This is a genomic window from Rubrivirga sp. SAORIC476 (genome assembly GCF_002283555.1).
Taxonomy (GTDB): domain Bacteria; phylum Bacteroidota; class Rhodothermia; order Rhodothermales; family Rubricoccaceae; genus Rubrivirga.
On the sequence record NZ_MVOI01000012.1, the window covers coordinates 32594 to 48184 of the forward strand.

General features: G+C 69.4%; 15 protein-coding genes. 9 read left to right on the top strand and 6 right to left on the bottom strand.

Annotation, left to right across the window (positions count from 1 at the left end; translation table 11 throughout):
- The first annotated feature begins 44 nt into the window (after positions 1-44).
- The 6 genes from B1759_RS17260 (at position 45) to purF (ending at position 6309) form a co-directional block, all read left to right on the top strand.
- Complete coding sequence (locus B1759_RS17260; RefSeq protein ID WP_198948994.1) at positions 45-1364, top strand: hemolysin family protein; 1320 nt, start codon at positions 45-47, stop codon at positions 1362-1364.
- On the top strand, positions 1361-2218 hold the full coding sequence (locus B1759_RS17265) for a penicillin-binding transpeptidase domain-containing protein (RefSeq protein ID WP_095516331.1): 858 nt from the start codon (positions 1361-1363) through the stop codon (positions 2216-2218). Before B1759_RS17260 ends, B1759_RS17265 begins: the two co-directional genes overlap by 4 nt.
- A 32-nt stretch (positions 2219-2250) precedes the next feature.
- The gene (locus B1759_RS17270; protein WP_158225331.1) at positions 2251-3837 is read left to right on the top strand and encodes a sodium-dependent transporter; all 1587 of its coding nucleotides are present in this window, start codon (positions 2251-2253) and stop codon (positions 3835-3837) included.
- A gap of 3 nt (positions 3838-3840) precedes the next feature.
- Positions 3841-4263, top strand: a complete 423-nt coding sequence (locus B1759_RS17275; RefSeq protein ID WP_095516333.1) for a hypothetical protein — start codon at positions 3841-3843, stop codon at positions 4261-4263.
- Positions 4260-4673: a hypothetical protein gene (locus B1759_RS17280; protein ID WP_095516334.1), complete on the top strand. Its 414-nt coding sequence runs from the start codon at positions 4260-4262 to the stop codon at positions 4671-4673. Before B1759_RS17275 ends, B1759_RS17280 begins: the two co-directional genes overlap by 4 nt.
- 121 nt (positions 4674-4794) lie before the next feature.
- A complete protein-coding gene (gene purF / locus B1759_RS17285) occupies positions 4795-6309 on the top strand; it encodes an amidophosphoribosyltransferase (RefSeq protein ID WP_095516335.1) in 1515 nt (504 codons plus the stop codon).
- A 42-nt stretch (positions 6310-6351) separates the two neighbouring features.
- On the opposite strand, the gene B1759_RS17290 is transcribed toward purF, so the two are convergent.
- Positions 6352-6771, bottom strand: a complete 420-nt coding sequence (locus B1759_RS17290; RefSeq protein WP_095516336.1) for a hypothetical protein — start codon at positions 6769-6771, stop codon at positions 6352-6354.
- 228 nt (positions 6772-6999) lie between these two features.
- Between B1759_RS17290 and B1759_RS17295 the strand changes: the two genes are divergently transcribed.
- Both B1759_RS17295 and B1759_RS17300 read left to right on the top strand, forming a co-directional pair.
- Positions 7000-7551, top strand: a complete 552-nt coding sequence (locus B1759_RS17295) for a dihydrofolate reductase family protein (protein ID WP_095516337.1) — start codon at positions 7000-7002, stop codon at positions 7549-7551.
- A 118-nt stretch (positions 7552-7669) separates the two neighbouring features.
- A complete protein-coding gene (locus B1759_RS17300) occupies positions 7670-9883 on the top strand; it encodes a carbohydrate binding family 9 domain-containing protein (protein WP_095516338.1) in 2214 nt (737 codons plus the stop codon).
- On the opposite strand, the gene B1759_RS17305 is transcribed toward B1759_RS17300, so the two are convergent.
- Positions 9855-10964 (bottom strand): glycosyltransferase family protein, encoded by a 1110-nt coding sequence (locus tag B1759_RS17305; protein WP_095516339.1) that lies wholly within the window; start codon positions 10962-10964, stop codon positions 9855-9857. The genes B1759_RS17300 and B1759_RS17305 overlap by 29 nt on opposite strands.
- 335 nt (positions 10965-11299) lie before the next feature.
- Positions 11300-12085 (bottom strand): HAD family hydrolase, encoded by a 786-nt coding sequence (locus B1759_RS17310; protein WP_095516340.1) that lies wholly within the window; start codon positions 12083-12085, stop codon positions 11300-11302.
- Between the two features lie 339 nt (positions 12086-12424).
- Here B1759_RS17310 and B1759_RS19870 point away from each other — a divergent pair, with 339 nt between their 5' ends.
- A complete protein-coding gene (locus tag B1759_RS19870) occupies positions 12425-12601 on the top strand; it encodes a hypothetical protein (protein WP_158225332.1) in 177 nt (58 codons plus the stop codon).
- A 76-nt stretch (positions 12602-12677) separates the two neighbouring features.
- Here B1759_RS19870 and B1759_RS17315 read toward each other — a convergent pair whose 3' ends face one another.
- The 3 genes from B1759_RS17315 to rsmA are packed head-to-tail and all read right to left on the bottom strand — an operon-like array spanning position 12678 to position 15519.
- Positions 12678-13265 carry an MFS transporter gene (locus tag B1759_RS17315; protein ID WP_095516341.1) on the bottom strand — a complete coding sequence of 196 codons (588 nt, stop codon included), beginning with the start codon at positions 13263-13265 and terminating at the stop codon, positions 12678-12680.
- A gap of 50 nt (positions 13266-13315) precedes the next feature.
- Entirely contained in the window at positions 13316-14695 is a 1380-nt protein-coding gene (gene mgtE, locus B1759_RS17320; RefSeq protein ID WP_158225333.1) for a magnesium transporter, read from the bottom strand.
- Positions 14692-15519: a 16S rRNA (adenine(1518)-N(6)/adenine(1519)-N(6))-dimethyltransferase RsmA gene (gene rsmA, locus B1759_RS17325; protein ID WP_095516343.1), complete on the bottom strand. Its 828-nt coding sequence runs from the start codon at positions 15517-15519 to the stop codon at positions 14692-14694. The genes mgtE and rsmA overlap by 4 nt, the downstream gene beginning before the upstream one ends.
- Between the last annotated feature and the right edge of the window lie 72 nt (positions 15520-15591).

Here is a 15591-nt window from a genome sequence, read left to right on the forward strand (position 1 = left end):
CGCCTGGTCCGCCGACCTTGGACCCCGCCTCTAGTCTGGCCCTCGTGGCCCTCCCCCTCGCTGACGTGCTCCCTGGCCTCACGGGCCTGGCGATTCAGACCGGCACGTTCGTACTTCTGCTGGCCCTGTCGGCCCTGTTTTCGGGGTCCGAGGTGGCCCTGTTCTCGGTCACCACGGGCGACCGAGAGGACCTCGCCGACGATGGCGGCCCAGACGCAGCGCGGGTGCTGCGCCTCCTCGACAAGCCCCGCAGGCTGCTGGCCGCCGTGCTGCTGCTCAACACCGTCGTGAACGTGGGCGCGGCCATCCTTTCGACGCGCCTCATGCTGCAGGCCGCCGAGGCGTTCGGCTGGACTCCGCTGGCGGCGCTCGCCGCCAACGCGGTCGGCCTGACGTTCGTCCTGCTGGTCACCAGCGAGATCGCCCCCAAGCTGATCGCGAGCCGACAGCCCGTCACCTTCGCGCGGACCGTGTCGGGAATGCTCTCGCCGCTGGTCCGGATGGTGACGCCAATGGCGGACCTCCTGGCAGGGCTCGCCACAGCCGTCCAGGCTCGCTTCCGCACCGAGGCCGAGCCCCTCTCCTCGGCCGACATCAAGTCGATGGCCGATGTGGGCGAAGCCGAGGGCACCATCGGCGAGGAGGAGCGCGCCCTGATCCACTCGATCGTCGAGTTCGGCGAAACGACGGTCCGCGAGGTGATGGTCAGCCGCGTCGACATGAAGGCGCTCAGCGCCGAGGCCGACCTGGAGGACGCGCTCGACCTGATCCGCACGAGCGGCCACAGCCGGTTCCCCCTCTTCCGGGAGCACCTCGACAACGTCCTCGGCGTGGTCTACGCCAAGGATCTGCTCCCGTCGCTCGACGGCTCGGGGCGGACGCCCGACTGGGCGGCCATCGCACGAAGCCCTCTCTTCGTCCCTCCGGCCAAGCCGCTGGACGACATGCTGGCCGACTTCCAGGGCTCCAACACCCACATGGCCATCGTCGTGGACGAGTACGGCGGCACGGCCGGGCTCGTGACGCTGGAGGACCTGCTGGAAGAAGTCGTCGGCGAGATCCGAGACGAGTTCGACGCCGAGCACGAGCGGCTGGTCGAGGCGCTAGAGCCGGGCGTCTTCCGCGCCGAGGCACGCATCGACCTGGACGACCTATCGGAGGCCATCGGCATCGAGTTGGAAACCGACGAGTACGACTTCGAGACGCTGGGCGGCCTGATCCTCCACCTCGCCGGTGACATCCCCTCCCCTGGCGACGAGGTCGAGCACGAGGGCCTGCTGTTCCGCGTCGAGGGCGTCGAGGACAACCGCATCCTGGGAGTCCGCGTGGAGCGGTTGCCGGAACCCGAGACACCGGAGGCATGAGCCCGACTGCCCTGACCGCCCTGCTCCTCGTCGCCCTCGCCGCGTGTGCCCCGCCCGCCTCGGTCCCCGCCACGACCGAGGCGGACGTGGACGCGGACGCGGTGGCCGACTGGTCGGCGGCGTTCGAGGCCGAGGGTGCCGTCGGGACGATGGTGCTGCTGGACACGCAGACGGGACGGACCACCCGGCACGACCCGGACCGGGCGGCTGAGCGGTTCTCGCCCGCGTCCACGTCCAAGATCTACAACAGCCTCGTCTTCCTCGACCGGGGCGTGATCTCCGACGTGGACTCCCTGTTCGCCTGGGACGGTGTGGAGCGGTGGGCGGAGGTCTGGAACCGTGACCACTCCCTGCGCTCAGGGCTGGAGGTCTCAGCGGTCTGGCTGTTTCAGCGCGCAGCCCTCCAGGTCGGCCGCGGTGGGTACGACGACGTCTTCGCAAGGGAGCCCTTCGGCAACAGCACGATGAGCGACGCGCTGGAGACGTCGTGGCTGGACGGCACGTGGCGCGTCTCGGCCGACGAGCAGGTCGCCTTCCTCGACCGACTCCGCCGCGGAGCCCTGGCGTTCTCGGCCGAGGACCAGGCGACGGTCCGCGACATCCTCCCCGTGCTCGCCGAGGCGGGCGAGGTGCGGGTCAAGGGCAAGACCGGCTGGTACGTCCGCGAGCCCGACCCGGAGCTCGGCTGGCTCGTCGGCTGGGTGGAGCGGCCCGATGGGGACCTGGTGTTCGCGATGAACGCGGAGCAGGCTTCCGGCGCATCGTTCGACATCATGCGAGGTCGGCTGCGGATCGTGCGGGCGATTCTGGAAGGCGAGGGTCTGTGGCCGGTCGATCCGGACGAGGCGCCGTAGCTTCGGGCCTTCACACCCGCGCCATCAACGCTTTGCCCGACGTCTCCCCCAACGACACCGCCGACGCCGTCGATCGCGGCGTATGGTCCTCGAAACTCGGCTTCGTGCTGGCCGCGAGTGGCTCCGCCATCGGGCTGGGCAACATCGTGTTCTTCGCCTCGAACGCCTACCAGTTCGGCGGTGGCGCGTTCTACGTGCCGTACTTCATCGCGCTGTTCGTGCTCGGCATCCCGGTGATGATCACCGAGTTCAGCCTCGGCACGATGACCGGGCGGAGTTTCCCGATGGCGCTGTCGAAGGTCGTCGGGGCGAAGGGCGAGTTCGTGGGCTGGTGGTCGCTCGGGAGCGCCCTGTTTATCACGATGTACTACATCACGATCCTCGGCTGGGCCTTCTGCATGATGGTGGGCGCGCTGTTCGGGCTGATGGAGGGCGGAGCGACGGCCCCGTTCGCACCGTTCCTCGAACCGAGCACTGGCCCCAACGCGACCGCGTACTTCTTCGGCATCCTCTCCTCCTGGTGGCCGATGATTGCGGTGATCGCGATCTGGGGCATGACGCTAATGGCGCTGCTGAAGGGCACCGAGACCATCGAGAAGACGGTCCGCGTGGCCGTGCCGTTGATGTGGCTGTTCATGATCGTGCTGATCATCCGCGGCGTGACGCTGCCCGGCGGCACCGACGGCGTGATGTACCTCTTCACGCCGGACCTCGCGGGCATCGCCCAGCCGGACGTCTGGAAGGGCGCCTTCAGCCAGATGTTCTTCTCGCTGTCGCTCGGCCTCGGCACCATGACGGCCTACGCGAGCTACCTCCCGAAGGACTCGGACCAGGTCAACAACTCGTTCATGGTGAGCCTGCTCAACTGCGGGTTCGAGTACATCGCGGGCATCGCCATCTTCTCGATGCTGTTCGCCTTCGCCCTCAACCCGGCCGGGTCGACGCTGTCGCTCTCGTTCTTCGCCATCCCCCAGGGCATCGCGGCGTTCCCGTTCGGCGTCAAGCTGTTCGGCTTCGCGTTCTTCTTCCTGATCGTGATGGCGGGCGTCACAAGCGCGATCTCGCTCGTGGAGGGCATGGCAAGCGCGCTGATCGACAAGCTGGGCATCGACCGCAAGAAGGCGCTGCTGATGGTGGCCGTCCCCGGCCTGATCGGGTCCATGATCACGGCGCTCCCGTTCATCGTGGACCCCGGGCTGGCGGGCAACGGGACGGTGGGCCTCAACTTCCTCGACATCCTCGACCACTGGGCGTTCGGCTACAGCCTGCTGACGGTCGGCCTGATCGAGTGCGTGCTGCTCGGCTGGGTGTTCGGCGCGGGCAACCTGCGCGCGTTCGTCAATCAGCACTCGAAGCTCAAGCTCGGCGCGTGGTTCGACGTGCTGCTCCGGTTCATCATCCCGGCCATTCTGCTGACCGTCATCGTCTGGAACCTGGTGATCGACCTGACGGGCGAGCAGCTCTACGGCGCCGCCAACCCGCTCGGCTTCGTGGACTGGTTCCCGGTCGTGATTCCGATCCTGTGGATCGTCGGCACCCTCTCTCTCGCGACGTACCTGACCCGGCAGCCGTCGGCCCCTGACCCGACGGAGTCCCCCATCGCCACCTTCGAGGCCTGATCCATGCGTCCGCTCCTTCTCTGCGCCCTTCTCGTGGTCGCCGCTGGCGCCGCCGCCCAGGACATCGTGTCCGTCACCCCCGATTCCCCGACCCGCGGCGAGGTCGTCACGGTCACGTTCAGCGAACCCGTGGACTCGGTGACGGTCGTCTACCGCCCGGGCGCGGTCACGGCCGTGACCGAAGTGATGACCCCGGAGTCCGCCACGTTCCGGTTCACGCCGGAGCGGGCAGGCGTCGTGTCGGTGTCGTCGGGCGGCGCGAGCCAGAGCCTGTCGGTGCGCTACCTCGGCGTGCCCGTCGCGGGCCTCGTGGTGATGATCCTCGCTGGCCTGATCCTCTTCGGCGGCGCCGCGATCTCCATGCGCGCCCTGCTGGCGGACGGTGATCGCATCGAGATCGACCCGACGCTATTCCCGGACACGTGATCCGGGCCGCGGTCCTCGCGCTGCTGCTGGCGGCGGGCCTCCCCGCCGCCTCCCAGCCCGTCGCCGACGCACTCCCTCGCGTCGAGTCGGTCCGCCTCGGTGACGGCCTGGACCCGCTGCCCGAGGCGGAGCGCCCCGACCCGCTGCCCGACGAGTGGATCGCCCGCGACAAGGCCATGCACCTCGGCGCGTCGTTCCTGCTGACGCTCGCCGGCCAGTACGTGCTGACGGACAAGGGGACGCTGACGAACGGCGAAGCGCTGCCTGTCGCCGCCGGATCGGCGTTCGCCCTCGGGCTGGCGAAGGAGGTGATGGACAGCCAGCGCGAGAGAGACCCCCACTTCTGCTGGCGCGACCTGGCGGTCGACGCGGTCGGCGTGGCGCTGGGCGCGGCGGTGATCTCCCTCTGACGCGGCTGACGCCCGACCCGAAGCGGGCGGGTGGACAGTCTGTGGAGACTAAGATTCCAGGCGGGCCGAACATGGGCCGCGAACGCTGGTAACCTCCGAGACCGGCTTCCCCCCAGACCCTGTGGACAAAGCGCGCGACCACTGCGGCATCTTCGGCGTGTTCAACCACCCCGACGCTGCCCGGCTGAGCTACTTCGGCCTGCACGCCCTGCAACACCGCGGGCAGGAGTCGGCGGGCATCGTGACGAGCGTCTACGACGAGACGAAGGGCCGCCGCGTCATGCCGGTGCTGAAGGACTTCGGGCTCGTCTTGGACGTGTTCACCGACAAGGCCCGCTTCGACGACACGCTGGTCGGCGACGCGGCCATCGGGCACACGCGCTACTCCACCTCGGGGAGCGCCACCAACCCGGCCAACATCCAGCCGTTCGTGGCGCACGACCGGGAGGGCCACTTTGCGCTCGCCCACAATGGCAACCTGTCCAACGCTCGGGCGCTTCGCGAGCGGCTCGTCGAGCGCGGGACGCTGTTCAGTTCGTCGTCGGACACGGAGTTGATCCTGCACCTCGCCGCGCAGAGCCAGCAGGAAGGCCCGGTCGCCCGCATCGTGGACGCGCTGCACGAGTGCCAGGGCGCCTTCTCCCTCGTCATCCTGACGGACGACGCGCTGATCGCGGCCCGCGACCCGAACGGCTTCCGCCCGCTCGCGCTCGGCACGCTGCCCGCCACCGATGGCCGCGAGCACCCGGCCTGGGTGGTCGCCTCGGAGTCGTGCGCGTTCGACATCATCGGGGCCGAGTACGTCCGCGACATCGAGCCGGGCGAGATCCTGGTGATCGACCGCGAGGGCGTCCAGCGCGTGGCCGAGGGCGGCGACTTCAACGGCGTCTGCATGCCGCGGCCGCACGGCGTCAGCCAGTGCGTGTTCGAGTACGTCTACTTCTCCCGCCCGGACTCGAAGGTGTTCGGGACGACCGTCGACAAAGTGCGCCGCAAGATGGGCAAGCGCCTCGCGCACGACGCGCCGGTGCCGTTCGTGGCCAAGGGCGAGGGCAAGCGGCCCATCGTGATGTCCGTGCCGGACTCGTCCAACACGGCAGCCATCGGCTACGTCTCGGAGTCCAACAAGATGGGCAACCGGTGCAAGCTGGACATCGGCCTGATCCGCAACCACTACGTCGGGCGGACCTTCATCTCGCCGGGGCAGTCGAGCCGCGAGCAACGCGTGCGGACCAAGTTCAACCCGGTCGCGGGCGTCTTGAAGGACCGGATTGTGGTGATGGTAGACGACTCGATCGTGCGCGGCACGACGGCGCAGGCGCTCGTCAAAATGGTGCGCGAGGCGGGCGCGGCTGAGGTCCACTTCCGCTCTGCCAGCCCGCCGGTCCGCTGGCCGTGCTTCTACGGCATGGACTTCCCGTCGCGCGAGGAGCTCGCCGCCAATAAGCACGGCGCCGTCGACAAGATCGCCGAGTGGCTGGGGGTAGACTCGCTGGGCTACCTCTCCGTGGAGGGGATGCTGGCGGCCGTCGAGGAGGCGCACGAGACGCGCGAGCGCTACTGCCACGCGTGCTTCTCGGGCGAGTACCCGGTGCCGATCGAGACGGGCGTGGTCAAGGAAGAGAACGACTGGTAGCCGCTCCGCCTCGGTGCGGAGTCGGAGCGGCCCCGGCCTCGCTCAGCTCCCCTGGCGGAGGTAGAAGCTGATGGCCGTCCAGCTCGGCTTGAGCCGGATGCTGTCGCTTTCCTGCTCCACCTCGATGGTGGTGCTGGCATCCCCCTTTTTCTTGAAGGTGATGGTGCTGCCCGCGCCCGAACAGCTGGCCTCGAACGTGTTGTGGCTCGCCTGGCTCCCCGTCACCTTCACGTCGACGGACCAGTCGTCCGACGCCTTGTCGAGCGTGACCGTCCAGTCCCCCGAGCCCGCGTGATAGTCGTACGATCCGCTCCCCGCGAAGTGATCGGAGGTGTAGTCGGTGACGTGTCCCGACCCGACTTTGATGTCGTCGTCGGAGATCCGAACCTCGCATTTCGCGTCGATCGAGCTCCCGGTCGGGAAGGCGTTGTCGGGTGGGTTGACGTGCTTGAGATCACACATGGTCGCTTGGCGGTTGGTGAGGTGTGCACCCGGGACGGAGCGTGGCACGCTGGACGCCGCCGGATCAGAGAACGGGTGACCCGAGTCGGTGGAGCAGGCCACGCCGCGACGATGCGAGACGCACGGGGCCGAGGCCCAAAGCTGCCGATCGAGCTGATGCCAACGTATCGACCCGCCCGCTCGCCTCAACCCTATGATTACACGACTTAACTCACCAGTCCCGATCTCATGAGAACACCCGAGTCCGCGCCCCTCCCCGATGCAGTCGTCTTCATCGCCGCCAGCGTCGACGGCTACATCGCCCGCCTCGACGGCTCCCTCGACTGGCTCCCCGAGGCAGACCCGCAAGAGGATTACGGGTACGCCACGTTCATGGCGACCGTAGACGCCCTCGTGATGGGCCGCAAGACCTACGAGGTCGTCCGCGGGTTCGGGGGCGACTGGCCGTATGCCGGGACGCCGGTGGTCGTGCTGAGCCATGGCCAGCCGATCCTCCCCGAGGGCGCCGAGGTCGAGGTACTGGCGCTCTCCCCTGCCGACGTGCTGGCCGTTCTCGGCGCCCGCGGCGCCCGCCGCGTCTATGTGGACGGCGGGCAGACCCTCCAGGCGTTTCTTCGCGCCGGGCTCGTCCGCGAGCTCACTGTGACCCGGATTCCGGTCCTGCTCGGCGATGGCATTCCGCTCTTCGGCTCCCTCCCGGCCGATGTGGCGCTGACGCACGTCGAGACACAGTCCTTCTCGTCGGGACTCGTCCAGAGTCGCTACCGGATCGATGGCTGACAGGAGGCAGGCCTCCGCATGAGCAGCCCGGCGTGGCCGATGGGGCGGGAATCAGGACGCGGCCGGTCGGCGGTCGAGGCTCCGCCGGTAGCTTGCTCCACCCCACCCCCGGCCGTCCATGTTCAGGCTCCTGCTGGCGCTCGCCCTCGCCGCCCCGCTCGCCGCCCAGCCGAGCGCTCCGACGGACCCCGCCTCGGTCCCCCCGCCGACCGACCGAGAGGTCGCGGCCGTCTTCACCGACGAGCCTCCCCGCGTCGACGGCCACCTCGACGAACTGCTCTGGGACCGCATCGAGCCCGTCCGCACGTTCACGCAGGTCTGGCCCGACACCGGCGAGCCGTCCACTGAGGCCACCGAAGTCCGGATCGCCTACGACCGCGACAACCTCTACTTCGCGTTCACCAACCTCGACGCCAACCCGGAGCTGATCCGCGCGAAGAACCTGGAGCGCGGCGGGCGCAACGACCGCGACGACCACGTCTACATCGGCCTCGACACGTACCGCGACGGCCGCAACGCGTACCTCTTCGAGATGAACGCGCTCGGCACCCAGGACGACGCGACGGTCACGGACGAGGGCCTAACCATCGACAGCTTCTCGTGGGACGCGGTCTACCGCTCGGAGACCGTCATCGACGACCGGGGCTGGACGATGGAAGTCGCCATCCCCTTCCGTCAGCTCCGCTTCCCCGAGGGGGACGACCTGTCGTTCGGGCTCATGCTCTCACGCATGATCAACCGCAAGAACGAGCGCGTGATGTGGCCGGAGATCGGCCTGGACCGCGGCAGCAGCTTCGCCGCCCTCGCCACGGTCTCCCAGTACGGCGTGCTGACCGGCCTCCGCGGCATCGCCCGCGGGCGCAACATCGAGATCAAGCCGTACGGCATCACTGGCGGCCAGCAGTCGCGCCCGGACCTGGCCACCACCACCCCGACGCCCGACGTCTCGGCCGACGCGGGGGTCGACATCAAGTACGGCATCACCTCCAACCTGACCCTGGACCTGACCGTCAACACCGACTTTGCGCAGGTCGAGGCGGACAACGTGCAGGTCAACCTGAGCCGCTTCAGCCTCTTCTTCCCCGAGAAGCGGGAGTTCTTCCTCGAACGGTCGGGGCTCTTCGAGCACGGCGCTCCGCGGCAGGCACAGACCTTCTTCTCGCGGCGGATCGGGCTGAACGAAGACATCCTGGCGGGCGTCCGCGTGACCGGACAGCTCGGACCGGTGTCGGTCGGTGCACTCAACATCGAGACCGGCCCCGGCATGGGCGACCTCTTCGGCGGGCAGTCGACCAACAACACGGTCGTCCGCGCGCGCGCCGATGTGCTGCCGCGAGCGACGGTCGGCGGCATCGTGACGAACCTGGAGGCACCGGGCCGCAGCAACCAGGCGGCGGGCGTCGACGGGCAAGTCAGGTTCGGCGCCAACAGCCTCGTCGAGGGCTGGGTGACCCAGGTCTGGGACTCCGACGACGCCCTCTCGAGTGCAGCGGGGCAGTTCACGACCCAGCTCGGCACCGACAAGGCCGCTGTCGCGGCGAGCTACACGAGCATTGGCTCGACCTACGCACCGGCCCTCGGGTTCGTCCGCCGGCAGGACCAGCGGGCCGTGACCGTCAACAGCGTGTACCGGCCGCTCGTCACGTGGTCGGCGCTCCCCATTCTGCGGCGCGTGGTGGCGGAGGCCGCCGGGTCCACGATCTCCGGGCAGGACGGCGACCTCCAGTCCAACTCGCTCGCCGCCGCCCTCACCGCCGACCTCTACCGCCGAGACCGCGTGTCGCTCGGCATCGAGCGCCAGTTCGAGCGGCTCGAGGACCCGTTCACGCTCCGCGACGGTGAGACGGTTGTCCCTGGCGACTACACGTTTGTGCAGGCGTCCCTCAGCGGCGAGACCGATTCGAGCCGCCCGATCTTCGCCTCCGCCTCGGCGTCGACCGGCGGCTTCTTCAGCGGCGACCGCACCGACCTCGGGGTCAACGTGGGCTGGCGCCAGTCGCAGCACCTCGTGCTGGAGGGCGGGCTCGACCACACCATCATCGACCTCGGCAACGGCAACTTCACGACGACCATCGGCTCGCTCTCGGCGCTCACGGCCTTCTCGCGCGAGCTGTTCGGGCGCACGCTCGTCCAGTACGACAACGTCTCGCGCCAGCTCCGCGTCAACGTCCGCCTCAACTGGATCCACACGCCGGGCAGCGACCTGTTCGTGGTGTTCAACACCGCGTACGGCTTCATCGACGAGGGCGAGGACCCGTTCGACCCACGCCGGACCGTCGTCCTCCGCGACCGCGTCGCCGTGGTCAAGATGACGTATCTGGTACTGATCTAGGCGGACGCGCGCCCGATGTGGTCGGGACCGGCGGGGACAGCACTCTCTCGATGGCGCCGAGCGCGTCCCCGAGCCCGTCTGCACCGCCCAGCTGCCCTGAGAGTGCACCCGCCTCGGCGAGGAAGTCGGCGATGTGGGTGGCGCGCAGCGTGCGGTACACGGCACGGCCCCGGCCCATCCGCTCCAGGTAGGCCGCGTTCAGCCCCTGCTCGTAGATGCCCCGGTTCGGGACCGCGAGGATCGGCTTGCCGAGGTGGAGCGCTTCACTGAGCAGCGTGAAGCCTGCCGTGCAGACCAGCGCGCGGCACGACCCGAGGTCGGCGAGAAACGCGTCGCCGGAGGGCGGTCGGAAGGTGACGTTCGGCGGCCCGTCCACCACGCCGACGCCGTAGACCACGAATCGGGCATCGACCTTCGCCAGCGTGCGGGCCAGTCCTGCGGCCCCGGTCGACCCGTTGACGTAGACGAGGACGTGCTCGCCGTCGGTCGGCGTCAGCGCGCGGACCTCGGGGCGCAGGATCGGCGCCAGGTAGGTCGCCCGGCTCGGGTCGCGCAGCGGCGGGCGGAAGAACGTGGTGATGAGCCGTCGCGCGGGGTCGGGCGCCACGATCGACTGCACGGCCCGACTGGCGACGAACGCACTGAACGTGTTGAAGGGGCTCCCCTCCGGCGCCTCGGTCACCGCCTCGGTCACGACCTGCTGGTGATCGAGGCTGACCACCGGGATGCCGAGGCGGGATGCTGCGCGGTGAGCGTAGCGGTCGAAATCGGACACGACGAGGTCGGGCGCGAGACGTTCGATGTCCGTGGCGAGGCGACGGACGATGAGCGGGGACCCGAACACGGCGGCGGCATTGCGGAAGCCGGTCGTAAGCAGCAGCAGCCGGTTTCGCCACATGACCTGTCGGAGCGTCGGCGCGGGGAGCACGGGCTCGCCGAGAGACTCCAGCACTGCACGCGCCGTCCCTCCTCCACAGAACGTGACCTCGTGGCCTCGCGCCCGCAGGCCGTGCGCGACCGCCAGCCCACGCGACGTGTGCCCCCGGCCCTGGCCGCTCAGCGCGTACAGGATGCGAGCCATGGGCTAGGCCTGCACCGGAGACATGCCCACGAGCACCGCCCTCACGGAGTCCAGATCCTGGTGACGAGGGGGGGCGGGCATGACGAGAGCAGCTCTGGAAACGGACGCGGGGACATCGAAGCAGGTGCCCGTCCATCGGACGACTCGGCACGTGAACCTCGCGAGGCCGACGGAAAGCTACGCGACCAGGCCGCGCGAGCGAGCAGACCCCACCGAGCCGCTAACCCACCATGACGGCCCGGAGACGGGCGGGGGCATCGTGGTCCACCCGATGTACACCGTCGGCCACCCGTACCTGAACACCTTCGACAGCGGGGCGCTTCTGCACGTCGTAGTCAGGCCCCGGCCGCCGCGTCCTCGTCGGGCTGGGCGGCCGGGTCGGCACTGCCTCTGCCCCCGTCCGGCGAGAGAACGCCGACGATGTCGGAGGTCGTGGCCAGGATGAGGCAAGCGCCCTCACGCCGAAGCTCGTCCTCGGTTCCGAATCCGCACAGCACCCCGACGGCCTGCGCCCCCCCCGCGCGGGCCGCCTGCATGTCGACCGTCGTGTCCCCGATGACGAGGCAGCGCTCTGGCTCGACCCCCATCGCCTCGGCGGCGAAGTAGAGCGGGTCCGGGAAGGGCTTCATCTGGGGCGTCGTCTGCGCGCCCGCGACGGCGGTAAAACAGTCCTGCACGCCGTGGTGCTCCAGGAACGCCCGGATGCGCCCTTCCTCACCCGTCGAGATTGCGCTGATCGGGTACCGGTCGCAGAGCTGGTGCAGCATCTCGGCGACGCCCGGTACCATGTCGTGGAAGTCCTCGTCTGCCGCATCCACCGGGTGCAGTTCCGAGCGGTCGCGCTGCCCGCGCACTCGTCCCAGGAGCCCCCCGATGACGCGCTTGGCTGCCGAGAGCTCGTCGTCGAGGCCGAGGCGGTCGAGCGCTCCGTACGCCGTGTTGACCGGTGTCTCGGCCCCCATCACGAGCCGTCGGGCCAGTTCTGTGGCACGCCGGCCGCTGATCAGCGGAACGGCGTCCAACACGGCAGCGATCTGAGCGACGAGATGGTCGTCGGTGTCGGAGAGCGTACCGTCGACATCGAACACGAGAGCGTCGACGCGGGAGAGGTCGAGGGACATCAGGAAGCGGGAATCGGAGGGAAAGGACTCGTGGAAGCCCGAACCCCGCGTCCTGTTTCCGAACTCAACGGTCGCGCGCTCCCACCAGAGCTCCCGCGCGACCTTCCGGTGCAGACACCCCGAGCGGACCACAGACTCGAGAATTCAAGCGCCGGGATTCACCCTGGGTGCCTCGCAATAGGCAAATCCACGGGAATGGTCCAGACACGTGTCGACACGTGGCGATGGGGTCGCCTCCGTGGGGTGACGGCAGTCGGTCGCAGTGGGAAACTTCTGCTTGACGAGGTTTCTTTGGACCACGCAGACTTTTCGGGCACAACAGATTGCACCACCGGCTTCATGTCCGCTACATTCTGCCAGGGTCAAGTTCCCGCTGTTGATAACTTTCTGCGGCTCGGGCGACACCCTCCGTCCCCCCTCACCACCACCCCCGCTCGGATGAACCGCCTCATCCCGACGATGTCCATCGCCGCCGCCCTGGTCGGCATCGGCGTCTACGTCGTGTTCCTGTTCTAGACGGCCTGCCGTCTGGTGTGCGAGCGCCGCCCGGGATTCGTCCCCGGCGGCGCTCGCGTCTTTTCGGGGGTCTCGGCTAGCCCGCCGCTGCCGCCACCTCGTAGACGGTGACGGGCCCGCCCGAGGCCGGGTCGAACCGGCAGCCCGCCTCGACGCCCACGGCAGCTAGCGCCCCCGCATCGAGGTCACCTCCGTCCACCTCGGCCCAGCGCGCGTGCATGGCACCGAGCGCGAACGGTGCGCCGGAGCCCATCGCCCAGAAGCGCGAGAACTCGTGGACCTCGCGCATGTCATACACGCCGAAGATGCCCGTCGGCGCGGCGATCAGAAGCGACACCTGCGTGCTCTCGTACGGGTCCCCCTCCTGCTCGGTGTCTGGGTTGAGGTAATACTCCTCCTTGAGGACCGGGTGCAGCGCGCGGAACGTCTCGAAGATGCCACGGCGCGAGCTGAGGTCGGCCTCCTCGAACCGCTCCAACGCGTCCTGGATCACCAGGTGGTGCGCCGTGTAGCCGACGACGCCGACGAACGCGTCGCCCACCGCGATGACCTTCTCCCCGGCCGCGTCGAGGTCGGGCGGCAGGCGGAGGTCGTTGAACGTGGTCAGCGCGTCCGAGGCAATGGCGATGCCGGACGGCGTGCGGGTGACAGTGAGGGTGGACATGGGATGGGGCAGGTACGAGAGGAGGCGAAGTCGCACCTCGTACTCTCGACCTACAGGTACAGGATCGTCGCCGTGACGAAGAAGACGGTCAGGCCGAGGATGTCGTTGGAGACCGTGATGAAGGGCCCCATGGCGAGGGCCGGGTCGATGCCGACGCGTTCGAGCAGCAGCGGCACCGTCGCGCCGACCAGCGTGGAGAGGACGATCACGATCTGGAGCGCGAGCGCGGCCGTGAGCGCCAGCCGCGACGTGTCGTTGCCGAAGCCGGACACCAGCACGATGCCCGCCAGCGCGACCGCCAGCACGGCGCCGTTGAGCAGCGCGACCGCCAGTTCCTTGCCGATCCGCTTGGCGAGGTCGCCCCGCCACAGGTCGCCCGAGGCGAGGCCCTGGACCGCGATGGCCGACGACTGGATGCCCGCGTTGCCTGCCATCGCCATCACGATGGGGATGAACAGCGCCAGCACCGGCGCCACCTGCAGCGCCTCCTCGAAGCCGACAATCACGAGCCCCGACACATACGCTCCCACGAGTCCCAGCAGCAGCCACACCAGCCGTCCCCGGCTGACGGCGAACACGCTCGACGACAGCTCCTCCTCGCCCGTGATGCCCACCGCGCGCTGGAGGTCCTCTTCGGCCTCCTCGCGGATGACGTTCATCACATCGTCGAAGGTGATGCGGCCCAACAGGCGGCCTCCCGCGGAGACGACCGCCAGCGCGACGAGGTCGTTGCGCTCCATGATGCGTGCCACCTCCTCCTGGTCGAGGTCCGGCTCGACGGAAACCACGTCCATCTCGGCGATCTCGTATACTGGGCGGTCCGCGGGCGAGAGCAGGAGACGCTTGAGCGGAATCACGCCCGCCAGCCGGTCCTCCGCGTCGACGGCGAACACGGCGAACACCGGGTCCACGGCGTCCGCGTTGGCCCGGACCGCCTCGGTGGCCTCCGCGACCGAAGCGGTGAGCGGGACGGAGACCACCTCGGTGGCCATGAGGCCGCCCGCGGTGTCGTCGCCGTAGCTGAGCAGCGCCTCGATGTCGATGCTGTCCTCCAACTGGACGAGCACGTCGTCCGCCTGGGTGACGTCCACATCGGCCAGCACGTCGGCCTGGTCGTCCGAGGCGAGCGGGTCGATCAGGGTGACCAGTTCGGAGGTCGAGAGGCCATCCAGCAGGTCGACGCGCTCGGCGCTCTCCAGCTCCGGCAGGATGCGGCTCGTGAGATCGTCCGGCAGCCAGCGGAAGGCGACTCGCGCGAGGTCGGCGGGGAGGTGCTGGAGCAGGTCCGCGATGTCGGCCGGCCGGAGGTCCCCGATGAGCGCGACCACGTGGCTCCGGTGCCCCGCCTCGACCAGCGCGGCGACGGCGGCGACGAGGTCGTCGTCGAGCAGCGGAGGGGCGTCGGAGGGGGGGACGACGGGGTCGCTCACGGGCCGGGGGGAGCGGCATCGAGGCCGCCCAGGTAGCGTGCGAGGCGGACGAAGGCGGTCGGCGACACGGCCTCGGGGCGGAGCGTCGCTGCCCAGTCGGGAAGGTCGACGCCAGCCTCGCGGGCGAGCGGGCCGAGGCTGTTGCGGAGCATCTTCCGACGCTGCCCGAACGCCGCCCGGACCGTCTTCTGAAGCACCCCGAAAGGTACGTCCGGCGCCTCGGCGGACGCGAAGTCCAGCACCACCACGGCGCTCTCGACGGCGGGTGGCGGGCGGAAGCAGAGCCGCGACACGTCGAGGATCTTCTCGGCGCGGGCGTAGAGCGAGAAGTACACCGAGAGGGTCCCGTACGTCTTCGAACCCGGCGGCGCCACCAGCCGGTCGGCCACCTCGCGCTGCACCATCACGACCGCTCGCGCGACGTGCTGGCGGGCGTCCAGCAGCCCGAACAGGATCGGTGAGGTGATGTAGTACGGCAGGTTGCCGACGACGGTGAGGCCAGCCCTCTCCTCGGTAGCCGCCGGCCGGCCGTCATTCCCCGCCTCTCCCGCCAGCGCGGCCCAGTGGACCTCCAGCACGTCGCCCTTGCGCACATCGAGAGCGGGGAAGCGACGGCGGAGGTGGGCGATGGCCTCGTCGTCCACTTCGAGGGCGACGAGGCCCGGGTAGCGCTGCAACAGGTCGCCCGTCAGCGCCCCCTCCCCCGGCCCGATCTCGACCACGCGGCCGTCCGGAGGCGCCGCGACCGCCTCGACGATCCGGTGGATCGTGGCCTCATCGGTGAGGAAGTGCTGGCCGAGACCTTTCTTGGGACGAACCGACACAGGTGCGAGAGCGAGGAACCACAGAGTAGTCCCATGCGACGGCGGCACGAGCCCGTAGCGGATCCTCCTCTC